At 41.2% G+C, this 14,136-nt stretch carries 8 protein-coding genes; all 8 read right to left on the bottom strand.

What is annotated here, in order from left to right:
- Nucleotides 1–162: 162 nt before the first annotated feature.
- On the bottom strand, nt 163–2,361 hold the full coding sequence (locus KTR07_RS19435) for an alpha-N-acetylglucosaminidase (RefSeq protein WP_008767107.1): 2,199 nt from the start codon (nt 2,359–2,361) through the stop codon (nt 163–165).
- Nucleotides 2,362–2,388: 27 nt separating this feature from the next.
- Complete coding sequence (locus KTR07_RS19430; protein ID WP_008767106.1) at nt 2,389–3,570, bottom strand: DUF4855 domain-containing protein; 1,182 nt, start codon at nt 3,568–3,570, stop codon at nt 2,389–2,391.
- Nucleotides 3,571–3,578: 8 nt separating this feature from the next.
- On the bottom strand, nt 3,579–5,540 hold the full coding sequence (locus KTR07_RS19425; protein ID WP_370448180.1) for an NPCBM/NEW2 domain-containing protein: 1,962 nt from the start codon (nt 5,538–5,540) through the stop codon (nt 3,579–3,581).
- A 27-nt stretch (nt 5,541–5,567) separates the two neighbouring features.
- Entirely contained in the window at nt 5,568–6,644 is a 1,077-nt protein-coding gene (locus KTR07_RS19420) for an SGNH/GDSL hydrolase family protein (RefSeq protein ID WP_008767104.1), read from the bottom strand.
- A 91-nt stretch (nt 6,645–6,735) separates the two neighbouring features.
- Nucleotides 6,736–8,346 carry a phosphodiester glycosidase family protein gene (locus KTR07_RS19415; protein WP_008767103.1) on the bottom strand — a complete coding sequence of 537 codons (1,611 nt, stop codon included), beginning with the start codon at nt 8,344–8,346 and terminating at the stop codon, nt 6,736–6,738.
- Nucleotides 8,347–8,383: 37 nt separating this feature from the next.
- Entirely contained in the window at nt 8,384–10,408 is a 2,025-nt protein-coding gene (locus KTR07_RS19410) for a DUF6259 domain-containing protein (RefSeq protein ID WP_008767102.1), read from the bottom strand.
- 26 nt (nt 10,409–10,434) lie between these two features.
- Entirely contained in the window at nt 10,435–12,684 is a 2,250-nt protein-coding gene (locus tag KTR07_RS19405; protein ID WP_008767101.1) for a hypothetical protein, read from the bottom strand.
- A 16-nt stretch (nt 12,685–12,700) separates the two neighbouring features.
- A complete protein-coding gene (locus KTR07_RS19400) occupies nt 12,701–14,125 on the bottom strand; it encodes a sialate O-acetylesterase (protein ID WP_008767100.1) in 1,425 nt (474 codons plus the stop codon).
- Nucleotides 14,126–14,136: the final 11 nt, after the last annotated feature.

The following is a 14,136-nucleotide window of genomic DNA, read 5'->3' as shown; positions in this document are numbered from 1 at the left end:
AAGAGCAATTAACCTACGCTCATTTCCAATAAATTACACTCTTTTCGTAACTTCGTGCTACAAAGGTAGGACATTCGGTTTCTTTCTTCTCTGTGAAAAACGAAAAGCTACATTCAAAAAACGTATCTTTTGAAGTGCCTGTTTGTCGAATGTCCACCTCCATTATTGTGCTTTTGTGAAGTCAGTGTCGTATTTTAAGATAAGACTGTCTGCTATTTGAATCGGGTCTTCTTCTGAAACAATAGGGAAAGAGTCTTTCTGTAATGTCCAGTTGTATTCAAATTGCGTAATGTCTTGATGGAATTTGTCTTCGTCAAAAGGCTTATTCTTCGAAACAGCACCGATGACTCCGTCTGTGAAGCGTTTCCAACGTTCCCGGTAGAAGCTTCGGGTAAGTCCTCCCCAACCTCGATTGGCATAGTCATTCAGTTGGGTGTCCTGTTGCCCCCATACGGTCAGGATACAGCGTGCATTTTCTTCATAGTAATCTTTTTCCGAAACCGTTGTACCACAGTCTCTGGCGTCTTGTAACCATTTTCCGATAGATAAAGTCGCATCACAGGAAAGAAGGCGGTCTACGTCAAGCAAAAGATTGTCCATACGGGTACTCCATTCTCTCATACCTGTTGTATCTTTCCGGTTATAACAAGCGGTAAACTGATCTCTATATTCGGAGAACAAGTTACCTAGTACTTGTCTTCCGATATTGATTACGTCAAAGCGAAAATCACTATTGTTGATGTTCCGGGCCTTTAGTAGCTCTTTCCATATTTGCCATAAGTCGTTATTTGCGTAATGTATGCCGGGGTTTGTATTCCAACTTTTAGTTCCCGTTAGTCTGGGACGCGCGTTCATTAATACCGATTGGCCGCATATGGCATATTCGGTATAAATATTCTGATGCAAGGCTCTCCACGCTTTGATGATATTGGCATCCTGATCTCCTCCTCTGCACATAGACCAGTTGGTTATCCATTGGTCGGTAGTGACAGGATAATCCCATGCCTGGTCAAAAACAAATTCGTACATAAGAGGGTTTACATCAAAGCCTTCAAGAGTTGCTCCCAAACCGTAGACATTGTCTCCTCCCTCCTTGAAGAGTCGTTTAATCTTGAAATCAATATCATTCAGATTGCCTGCTATCATCGTATTGCCGCCGAAATTACCCAGATAACACCAGATATAGGGATTACCGTAATATTTTTCAGTATTTCGCCAGATTTCCGTATGATCACAATAGTAATCAAGTAATATCAGTTTGTCATCCGGTACTGCTTTTAGAAAGGAACGAATACGAGGTTGAGTCCATTTCTTTTTGTCGTAGAAGAACATCCAGGTCATTTGTAACCATTGGGCTGCCGAGTCTACCTGATGAATCGACTCGTAAATCTTGCTTGAGACATTGGCTAAAAAATCCTCGCTCCAGTCCGGAGAGTCGACTTCATTGAAAGGATCGATTCCATAAATATGGTCAGTACCATATACTTTGGTTTGTTCCTCCAGAAAACGGCGCTGAATGACTTGGTATAATGAGTCCATCGGATCGATAAAATGACTGCGATATTTTTCATCGAAGCCGCCCCACTGACTCATCTGATAGATTTTTGCATTCGGATAAATTGTTTTTAATTCGGCTGGTACATGACCGGCAAATGCTGGTAATACAGGAGTCATATCAAACTCACGCTCTCTTTCGAGAATACGTTTTTGTAATTCCTCCTGATCCTTTAGCCAGGATTGAGGTAGTGGACTTTGCCAGTAATCAACATTGGACATCCGATGCCAGGGAAGATGGGCTGGTCCCGTAAAGTATGAGCGAACCTGTTCGTCGCTCAAACCCATATCTGTCCATACTTTATACCAAATGGATTCTTGACCGGTAATGGCAAGAGGCATGGTAACTCCGTTTAATGCCATCCAGTCTATCAACCGTTCCCAGTCCTGCCATTTCCAATAGGGCATGGTATAGCCGAATGTACAATAGTTGAGAAAAAAACGATTGTCACATTTGGAACGGATGTATACTGGCTGAGGTATCTCCGGTAGTACATCAGGCATCTCCACTGTCTCTGAGGCATACCAGGAAACATGGGTATGACAGTAGTTTTTCAGATAATGATTCAAACCGGCAGCCAATGAGTTCCGATTATTTCCTTTTATCCGTATTTTCCCTTGGCTCGATTCCAGTATAAAACGGTCTGTATCAATAGAATCTGTCAGTAATTCGAATAGAAACGACTGGGCATGCCGGGGAAATAATCTTTGGCACATTTCTTTTAATACAGGAGGTCCTGTTTCTACATTGCGTTGGCAACTGACTATCAAAAATAGCAGGAGTAAGTATAGGTATTTATGATTCATAGAATGGCGATGATTAAACTGTTTATACTAATGTGAACTCCGGATGGGGCGGCTGATGACAAAATTGCAGAACTCATGATAGAGTTGGGTATCGGCTGCGTTCCCTGATTTTTTTAGTGTAAGTAGGGATGCACTTCCCTGATAATAGGCAAGGCGTTTTTTCTCCCATATGCCATGTTTCTTGAATGCACTCATATAGTTTTTCAAACGATAAGCCTTTCCTCTGCTATTCAGAGCATTGTCATCAAATTCCAGTTCCATGTGCATATCATACGTGAGTGCTTTCTGGCAGGCATCTTCCAGACGAGAATCGGGGACGGATTCGTTGAAGAAATAATTAGGCTGGAAATAAGCATAATTAAATCCTAGTGATTTCCACTGATTATATCCATCTGCTCCATAATAGGGGATCCAGTTGAAACTATATTTTAGTTTATTCAGGTAGATGGCAACCGCATTTAAAATGTCACGGGTGTCGGTCGCTTTCTCGGCAAGCCAATAAAATCCCGCTAATTCTACATGTTGATAGTTCTTTTCATTGAACTTGGCACGTACCTGATCGATATACCATTTGCAGGCTTTAATTCGGTCGGCAGAGTTGGAAAAGTCAAGCGTCTGGTTATCAATTTTCCCCCAATACTTGGTTGATGAGGATGCTTGTTCCGGGTGTTGGTAGACAATGGGCTCTGGTATACTGATCACAATCTGACGTTTCTGCCGTGGGGTTCCCAAAATGGCAGAGGCCTCTTTGACTGATGCATCTAATGCTCCGATTCCTGTTTCAGATTGGAAGTAATAGTCTATAAGTTTCGTCCAGTCTGCTTGATTGGCTGATTCCAGATTGTACCCTTTGGCGAACATTTTATTAGCGCCTCCTGTACCTGTGTCCATAATTTCCAAAAAGAGGAAGCTGTCGAATAGCCAGTGGGATTGATTGTCGGTATCTACATATCTGATATAAGAACTTACACGTTCTTTATCCCATGTATAGGGAGTGCGATGATGTCCTCCGCCATAAAGTAACACCATATCTGTAGATGTCAGTAACTCGGTGCGGTTCTTTTCCCAATCATAGAATTCTACGACTGGATCGTTTATTTCCGGATCATTCCCGGATGGGAGGGTAGGGACCGTGTGGTCTTCGTCTTGGCAAGCAGCAAGACCACTACCTATACAACAGAGAAAGAGAATAAATAGAATACGTTTCATATTTGCTTTTATTTTATAGGTGTTATTTTAATTAGGGAGACACCGTGGTAGGGGATGGAAGTTTCATAACTACCACTGAATATTCCTAAGTTTTTTTGTCTCCATAAGTCTCTGATTTTGACTTTACCTTGGATGCCCAACTGATTAAGGGCAAAGTTAAAGTTATATTTTTGTTGCTGGATATTTACTGCTTTATCCTGATCCCATAAAATGAAGTAGGGATCCATCTGGAAGAAGCCGAGTGCATAGGAACCATCGTATAACTTTTTATACCATATTTGTCCGTTGGGAACTGTGAGCTTAGTAGCAGGGGCTACCAGTGGGTCCTGATTGACTGCAATCACTTCCGGATTGGTCAGAAGACCTAACGTGAAATCGTCTATGGCAGTCATGTCACAACCAAGCAATAATGGGGCGGAAAGGATGGACCATAGGGAGATATGTGCATATTGTTCGTCAGCGGTTAAGTCCGAATCGTGGGATTTTGCACCCCATCCCGGTCCTAATTTGCCTACTACCAACATATCCGGATCGTTATATTTTCCAGGTGCTGATACGTATGCGCAAACATCCTGGAAACATCCGATTGCCATTACAATATTCCATTGGTCGTTGATATCACGGGTTGTTCGCCACAAATTACCTCCGGCTTCCGCTCCCCAGTTCCATACATTGGGAGCTCCGTATCCGACACAATATACGATATCCCGTTTTATCTGATCTAAAGCGTTGCGCATGACGATAAATGGTTCTTGAATCGTTTTCTCTTCCGAGTTCTTCTCAATGGCAGCATAACCGCAATAATCGTATTTCAAATAGTCTACTCCCCACTTTTCCCAAGTTTTTGCATCTGTCAATTCGTGCTGACAGCTGCCTATATGCCTGCCGCAGGTCGTCCAACCTGGTGAAGAGTAGATTCCGAATTTCAGCCCTAACGAGTGAATGTAGTCAGTAAGTGTCTTAAAGTCCGGAAATTTTTCGTTAGCCGGGAGTTCACCTTCGGGTGTACGTTCATCGGCTTCCCATCCGTCATCTATGTTCACATAAGTCCATCCGTAGGCCTGAAGCTTTTCGTGCATGATTCGGGCAGCATCACGTACCTTTTGGTCATCAGCTGCAAATCGCCAGCAGTTCCAGCTATTCCAGCCCATAGGAGGAGTAAGCATAATCTCGCTACCTATTTTCAGTGTGATCTCCTTTTCATCTGTTCCTTTCTCATTTGTCGCTTGTAGGCGGACCTTAAAGTTACCATTTGTATTCGTGCTTCCGGTGATGAGTCCTGTTTTCCGGTTTAACTTTAATCCTTTCGGAAGTCCTTTGGCTTTATAGGTCATAGGTCGTTTGCCGCTAACCATAATTGGCATGAGAAAAGGATTGCCGGGACGAGCGCCATAAGTCAGTGGGTTATTGATTTGTGGAGCGTCCGGACTTTGTGGAGTCAATATGTATTTTTCTTTGGCAATGGGCTTGGGCCATACAGGAATGGGCTGTACGTCACCGAGAGTTGTGAATTTGACATTCAGCCAATCAGCGCGGTCGTACATCATTCCATCTCCGCATTCCTCTACCAATAATAAAACTTTGTCTATTCCTGATAAATCGATATTGAAAGGTTTGGCAGGATCTCCTTTTCTCATAATTCCGCTTCTCCATAGTTCTTTCCGATCTCCTAATATCTTGAACTGAAGATTACAAGCAAATGGGGTATTGTCATCTGCACCTGCTAATCCGGAAAGCGTCTTGGCTTTTTTTCCGATATCAAAGAGCATACGGCTGATTGCATGAGTTCCTATGCCGCGTTCATAGACGATGCCTTTCACAGTCAATGGCGTCATAGTGACTGCTTTGTTGATTCGGGGGAGTCCCCAATCCTGTATGTAATAAGAACTTTCGCCTAACTCGTCCAGCCAAATTTCTTTTACTTCTTCTGCCTGGCATTTCCAACTAATCGTTAGTATAACCAATAACATTATCTGCTTAATGTACTGCATAGTAAATTATTTTTTTAATACTTTCTTTATAACCGGACAAACAAGGTCTGCATATCTCATCATTCCTAAGTCTGTGAAATGAATACCGTCTACTGTTGCTTCTCCATCTTCTCCAAGCATCTTTTCGGAAGAAATTATGTATATATTCTTTTCACCTTTTGTTTTTAGAGATTTGAAGACACTGTTGACGGCTTTATTCTTTTTGTTTATTTCGATAGCTATTTTCTTGTCGAACAGAGCATGAGTGAATACGGGGTCCTCAATAAATATAATCGGAGTGCGTGGATGCTTATCCCGAAGTATGCGATAGAAGGTTTCCATCTTCTCATATATCTGATCGGAGGAAGCATTAGGGACGAAGTCTAGTACATACACTCCTGCATCTACTGAGGACATTACTTCGGCTATTTCGTAGTCTAAAAGTGCATTTCCACTGAATCCCAAATTGACGATTTCTCGATTGAGACGGCGGGAAATAATATTGGTATGTGCCATCCCAGGACGATTGGCACAGCCACCTTGAAGAATGCTTGTTCCATAAAAAACGATTGGTTTAGTCCGTACTGGAATTGCCGTTCGAGGTACTGATATAGATGCTTCTGCGTCTATTCCGATGGACAATGAAATTACTCCATCATAAAGAGGTAAATATAGCATATATTCTCGCTCGACCGGTTCCATATTTGCTATAATTGTAGCTTGATTCACTTTTCCGGTGGGGCGCCCACTATTCACAAATCTCCATGCTCCGTCTACCCATGTGTATAGATCGAGTCCTTTAGTACCGGTAGGTGTCATATGATTCATCAGGTTATTATTCAAATTCTCCCATTTGGTGGCTATTGTTGTTGAATTGGAGCAAAATCTGATTGCTAATCCTGCGGAGTTTCTGCTTAAATTCCATACCGGTTTACGAGAGACATGCTTTAATGAATCCGGCAATCGTTCGTAGCGATTTTCTGTATTCTTTGTGGCTTTACCATACAATGGAAACTTGGCAGCATCATAATATTTTAATTGAGCTTCCAGATATTCCGGCAAGCACAAGAATGTAATGAGCAAAATGATGATATGTCTTTTCATAATAAATGGTTGTTTATAAAAGCAATGCAATATACATAAAAAGAAACTTACTATGTATATTGCTATAGCTTTTATGAATATCCGGATTGGGCTAATTTTTCTTGAAGAATCCAATTGTAGAAACGACTGCCCGGTTTCCTCCGGTCATGTCATTCAAGTGTTCGTCTCCTACAACCATTCCGGTAGAACCTCCGCCATCAAGATTAATAGCTCCTACACAGCCTAATCCTTTCATTATTTGTGCCAGTTCTGTTAAAGTAGCTCCACCACTGGCGGTAATACGTCCGTCACATATGAATATGACCACTTTTCCATCTTCACGATAACCGATTGCTGTACGGTCCGGGGTTACATTCGCTCCGAAAATGTCATACGGAATGATTTCATAGTTACTGAGATAGTAATCTGTGCCCTTTGATGTCTCTGTAAAATCGAATGGGATTTTTTTGTCTTTCAGTAATACAGGACCTGCACTTAAAGCATATTTAGGACTCCAGCTAATTGCGGTAGTCGGATTTTCATTAGTGACAATTCCATATTTATTTTCTCCTTTGACAGATGGCAAAGGACGGTCGAAATAGAAAACATTACTGGAGGCATCCGTTCCTGTCCAAACAACATTCGGCTTGCCTGAAGCATCTACGCCGAATGTTCCTCTTGTCACATTATACATACTGTTGTATTCTGTATCGCCAGTTTTTAGTGACCCCCGAACGGCTGAAACAGAGCCCGATTTAATGGAATTGATAACAGCTATTCCTGTATGGTTTCCATTATAGAAGTATCCTCCATTGACCAATAAATAACAGTCTCCATTAAATGATGCAGATTGCGTGTCGATGGTTGCGGGAGAAGATGGTATGTGGACACGTACTTCTACCTTACCGGTAGAGAGATCACCAATGGCGTACCATGCATGGAAATTACTACCATTTAAGTTACTGGTGGTTTCGTACAGTTCGATTTCTGCCGGCAATGTAGACTTAGTCAGTTTATTCCATGTCAATTGGATCGCTTGTGGCTCTGTTTCCAAGGAAACAGTCGACTCTGCACTGTAATAAGTACCGGTAGAGGTTGTCAGGAAGGCACGTACTTTATAGGATTTGCCATAGTCGAGTAAGGTATTCGGAATCACTTGAAATACTTTTCCGTCTTCAGCAACTTCCGGTCCGTTTTGCTTTTGATCATTGATAGTGGGTGTGTTTTCGGTACTCCAGCATAAACCATATTTTACGTTGGTTTGTCCAGCTATGTTTGTCACTTGATAAGAGGAACTGATACAAGTTGAGTTTGCTTTGATACTTCCTATGATTGCGATGCTTGGCTCGTCACCGAGGGCTACCAACCGATAGAGCTCGTAAATGGCACGTGAAGTATTCGTAGCCGAGAATGCTCTTACTCCGAAATAGTATATGTTTCCTTCTTCCAGACCATTTTCGATTGTATATTCTGTGACATTTGCGGATACCTTGGCTATTTCTATATTTTCACTGGTATCTGCTTTTCTTAATAAGATGCTGAATCCGGTTTCATTATTACTATTGTCTTTCCAACGTAGTAATACTTTGGTTTTTCCCATTCTTTCTATGGTTATGTCTGAAGGTGCTTGTACGCTTGCAGACTGTTCGTCGCCGTCATTGTCACTTGAGCAGGCTCCGAAGGCACATGTTAATAATATTGCTATAAATATAATCTGTTTCATTTTACTGTACTATTTATTGTTTGATTACAAAGACTGTTTATTTGCTGATTCTGATCGCATCAAGTGCTTTAACGGTTATTTGTTTTTTATTAGGCAGTGTAACCTTGTGTTCTTGTTCACTCATGTTTACTATAAGGTATACGTGTTCGCCTGATACACTAGCCCATTCTGCCGCTAATACTACCGGAGTTATTTCATAGTTGGGTATCTCTTGCGTTGGGTTATCACCAGTTGGAATTATTTCCTGTATAAAACGGCCTCCCAAGAATAAATCATGTTGTTGACGGCGGAAATCTGTCAGATTTTTCAGAAATTTAGCTTCCCTTTTCGCATCTGGGCGCATCAACAGACTGGGCTCTACCCATCCTAACTGAGAACCCCATAACAGACTACGCATACTCATGAAATTCAAAGAACCGTCTGTGATACGCCAAGGGATGTAGGTGTATCCGCTATAGATGCAACGGTCAGAATAAATGAGCGGAAACAACGGAACCATTTTTGTATAGCTGTTGTGCGGAGAATTGACAACTAACATCATGTCAAACAGGTCAATATAGCACTCTGCATTTTCTTCTGTTGTCATGGCTTGGTTCTCTTTGTATAGATTTGTGCGCATTTCGGTGAGTAAACTGCGGTAGGCAAAAGGCCACCAGTCACCACCGCCAGGTGCATGTCCGTGGTTGGTTGCATAGCAGGGTTCGCTGTTGGCGCAACCTATCTGATCCATATATACACCGTTCGTTTTTAGTTCAGTTAATATCTGTTTGTTGACTCCTTTCAGCACATCTCTCCAAATATAAGAAGCTGGGCAGGTTACAGTATTTAATACCTTTGAGCTATATACTTCTGTATATAATGTACCATCAGCTTTGCGACAAGAGGCATCTTTACCATTAAGCGTTTTATAGCTGTCTGTTGCTGGATCCCATAGACGACCGTTAATATATGGAGTAATAAATCCTCCAAGTTCCTGTGTTTCTTTAATCATTTCTTTGAATCCTGCTTTTTCGGGAAAGTATTCCGGATATTTAGTATCGAAACGATGATTGTGCCAATAATACCAATGCAATCCGACTCCTTTTCCATAGTATTTCATCGCTTTACGTACTGCTTCCATTGTTTCAGCATTTACTTCTCCCGGCCGTAGCCACATATCAGCGTTTTTGATCCATTCTGCTATAGGACGTTCTGAAATAGTTTTTGCACCCCACAGTGTTTCGAAAGTAAATGGACGATACCATTGTACTGCAGCGTCCTGCCATCCCTTTTGGGTAAATCCCATCACTGTTTCCCAAGGAATGCAGAACTTCTTGTTTTGAGTCCAGGCATAGGATGTTGTCACATTCTGAATAAATACAAGACTTTTTCCTTCACTTTTCATTCTGAATACTTTGCCAGATCCCCCTTTGTCTTGTGCGGCAAAGTAGACTGTGCCTCCTTTATGATGCATCAGTACTAACTGCATTGTGCCTGTACACGAAGGATAACGTGATTGCAGTTGTCCTTCATTACCGATTGTGTATTCGGTCCCGAATCCGACAGGAAGAATTCCTTTTGCTCCTTCCGGTCTGTTTACAGCAATACGGGGAAATTCAGATTCTGTAATCACCCATCCTTCCGGCATTTCTGCTTCAATGCGCCATTCCGGTAGTTCGGCATCTTTACCTAATGTGACTAATATGCGTACCGGACACGTCGGTCCTGCATCTATAACCATTTGCCAGGTGAATATTAATGTTGAGGCATCTTGAGTTTTTTGTATCTCGCCTCCTTTATATTCGCCCCATCGGGGCATTAAGGTCGGGTTCTCTCCGTTGGGACCCCGATAGATTAGTTGCCACGGATGTGTTGTACTTCCATTTACAGGCAATATGTTCATGCCATCCATGCGGAATTCCTTGAATAAGAATTCTTTTCCGTTGGCAAACACTAATTCAACATTCTTGTTTTTTAATACAAAGTTTCCATTTTCATTTTTAGCAGTCACTGAGGCTGATAAAGTTCCAAAACATTGTAAATAGCATAATATGCTAATAATACCGGTTATCATATTTCTCATATACAAAAGATTAGGATGAATAATTTCTATTTAATAATTTCGATGCTTTTTCTGAATAATTTTATTACTTCCTCTTGTGGAAGAGCGGTTTCCAATATGAGACGCCCTGCTGCGGGGAGGATACTTTTGCTTCCTGCTGACCGGATAGGTATTCTTTTACCACTCTCATTCATCAAAGACAGCTTGTTTTTTTCTATATCAAGAGTGAGTTGCCCTGTACCGTTCATATGCCAATAAATGATACAAGTCCTTCCTGCTTTCTGGAAAATGAATGCCCGGATTGGCTTTTCGTCATCCTTGGTTATTTGACGATAGGGGTATAACTGATAATTTCCTTTTTTATCTTTCATCAGAAGATATTCTTGTTCGGGATTTTTGAGTAATTCTTTCTGTTTGTCTGTCAGGACACCTTGAAGTTTTGCTTCTTCCCACATTTTGATAACTCTCAGGTTATCTTCCGTACGAGGATGATTCTGTAACTCTTTTAAATTGCCAACTAATGATATGGGAGAATTCCATGCGACAGCTTTGCTGCAAATATATTCATACATGTCTGGTTGCATGCCTATTGTCTTGTCGTTGGGAGCCAAGTAATTCACCCATCCGAAATTGACAGAAGTAAAATCTTTGGCTATCTGCTCTGCACATCGAAGTGTATACTTCTTCATTGCCGGACGGATACGTTCCGGAGGGAATATATCGAAAGCATTCCCACGACTTAAAATATGCCATCCATAATGTGATTTCAATGCTCCTTCTGCAAATAATGGAGTTGGTTTCATTTCGTTGTATACTATCATCTGAGAGCGGGAGACATTATACCAATAAGGCATCGGTACATCTTCCGCACCATCAAAATAGACAAAACGAAAGCCTGCTTCGTGGTAGATTTTTCCTAAACGTTCGGCAATCTCTTTTTGGATTCCTGTATTTTGGTTGACACGGATAAACAGGGGCCAGTCATCTACATCCAATAGTCTGAAATGTTGTCCTTTGTCATGTGAGGCTGCTTTTGAGTTAAATACTCCCCGTACACATCCCGTAAATTGATATGGTGGTTCGGTGGTATAGTTCTCATAAGTGACAAGCTCGTTGTCAATTTGCAGGAGACGTCGTCCTTTCTCCATACGTACGCCTTCCGGATTACCTTCTATAGTGATGATAGTACTTGAATCATCTAATGGTTCCGAGAGAATAAATTCGCGTACATGGTTGGTGCGGGAGTCCGGTATGCCGTTGTTGATATATGGGTCATTCACTGCTACTTTGGAATAATGAATATGAATGCCGGGTATCATGCCTGCTGCTTTGATTTTATTAGTGATTTCCTGTAAATCTTTCATTCCATTCGGATATTCTTTTCTCCATTCATAATGTCCGCAAGCTTTGGCGAAATCAACATAATAGACGACAATGGATTTGAAACCACCTTTTTGAGCATATACAATATGTTCATCTATATTTTTAGTCGTGACATCACGTAGCTCATAATAGGAGTACTGATATTCTTTACGTTGGCGACTTTCTACTCCTAAAGGCATATGATAGTCACGTTCTACTTTATCAATACAGGTTAGCAGTTTTTCTTTTGAAGTAGTAATCAGTGCTGCACCGGAATTGAATAGTTTCACTTGAAAATCAAGTCCTGCATACATCGTAGTATATTCCTTGTTTGCAAAAGCATCGATATAGGTGGTCGGATGGGTGCCTAGCAGGCATATGGCTGTCTGTTCATCCCATGATACATTCAGCCACTCACCAAAGTTCTCACGTTTACGTACTGGTAATTGTAATAATGAGATTTCATCTATTTCAGTTTTGCGTTTTACCCCAAAATCTTCGATACGATAATCAATTTGCTTCAGAGTGAAACCTATATAATAATCTGTGATATTTAACTCTATGATGGCAATGTCATAGGTATCCTGAAATTCTATACGTAATTCATTTCCGTTACGTTCAATTTTATTGGCTGGGAAGGTGCGTGGCTTTGCAGGAAACATTAGGAAGTTTTCATTATCGTAAGGACGGTATTGGGTAATAGCGCATAAAGGTACATCTGCATTTGTTATCAGACATTCCTCTCCCGTAGCTTTGTGTATCAGGCTGCGTGCTTTTCCGTCATTGCTAATAATTAGACGCATTTCCGCGTTCTCTATGACCACATCATTGTTTTCTTTCTGTTCATTAGGCATAGCTATACAAAATTGTGGCAACAATGTCGACACAAGCCAGACTAATAAAACCGGATATGTATAATATATTCTTTTCATCATTTATTTTATGTTTTTATTACCACTTATCTGTGCGAAATGGTCTGACCGGCAGATTGCGTGTATTAATCAGATTTCCTTTCAGGAAATTCCGAAAACAGTAACGAACGGCAACGGGAGATTTGACTGTTGGGGATTTGACAATTACTGTATGATCCTTCTGATTTAAAGAGGCCTCTGCCGGATAAAAGACTTTATCTGAACCTGCAATCTCAAATCCGGAGATATTCATCCAGGGGCTTAATCCTTTTTCTGCATGGGAAAAGGAGATTTCAATTGTCTCTCCGTTGATTTTCATGCTTTTATAAGATGGATATTCGGATTCTATTCCCTGATATCCGTATGTCTTATTCAAGGACATATATGCGAGGCGTTCTCCAATCCCTTTTTTATTGTGAGGATGCACTTGAGGAGCTTCGTATGTCTCTACTAAGTCGTTTGTTCCGATCATACCACTATTGGGAATGAGTGAAAGCGCCTTTTGTTGAGCTTCCCGCAATAATGCTCCTATGTAGCCATCTTCTTTATATTCACAGGCAAATGGGACTGTCTCAACATAGTAGAAAGGCAGGTCTCCTTGTTTCCATATTGATCGCCAATGTTTTACCATTGTAGCTAGGCGTTCGGCGTATGTTCTGCTACTTCTTACATTACTTTCTCCTTGATACCAGATAAAACCTTTTATTGTATATTTGTGACAGGGGTATAAAATTCCATTATACATTAACATCGATTGTAAATAGACTGGTGTCTTGTCACTTCCTATTAAAGTCAGGTCTTCATCTTTGTAGGTTTGTAGTATTTCCTTAGGTAGCCAACCTTCTACTCTTGAGCCTCCCCATGCACAGGTGATAACTCCTATAGGAATCTGTAAGGTCCGTTGTAAAGTTAATGCATAATGATAGGCGGCTGCACTAAACTTCGGAGCATTTTCCGTAGTTGGTTGCTGCCAGCTTCCTTCTGCATACTCCTGCGGAGATAGTTTTACTGTCGGCTTTATGGTTACCATTCGTATTCCCGGATGATTGGGAGCATCTGCTATGACATTATTGGAGTCGCTTATGGGACAATAATCAAATCCGTTCAAAGGCATTACCATATTTGATTGTCCGGCACATAACCAGACTTCTCCGATCAGGAGGTGCTGCAAAGTGACAGATTGTTCTCCATCCGTCAGTGTTAATGTATATTCTTCGAAACTGGCAGCAGGCGTTGTGATCTGTAATTCCCAACACCCCTTTTCGTCAGCATGGGTTTTGACTTCCTTATTTGCCCATGAAGGAGTTACTACAACAGTAGAATTTGGAGTCGCTTTTCCCCAGATTCGTACATTGCTTTTTTGCTGTAAGACCATATTGTCACTAAGTAGTGGAGGCAATTTGACTTTTGCCTCCATATTGATGCTCCACAGTACAATTATTAAAAAGTAGATAAGAATCTTCATGTAGCATTTCT

Origin of the sequence: Bacteroides sp. MSK.20.82, assembly GCF_019052485.1 — a bacterium.
In the GTDB taxonomy this organism is placed as follows: domain Bacteria; phylum Bacteroidota; class Bacteroidia; order Bacteroidales; family Bacteroidaceae; genus Bacteroides; species Bacteroides thetaiotaomicron.
This window is presented reverse-complemented; position numbering and strand designations above follow the sequence as displayed.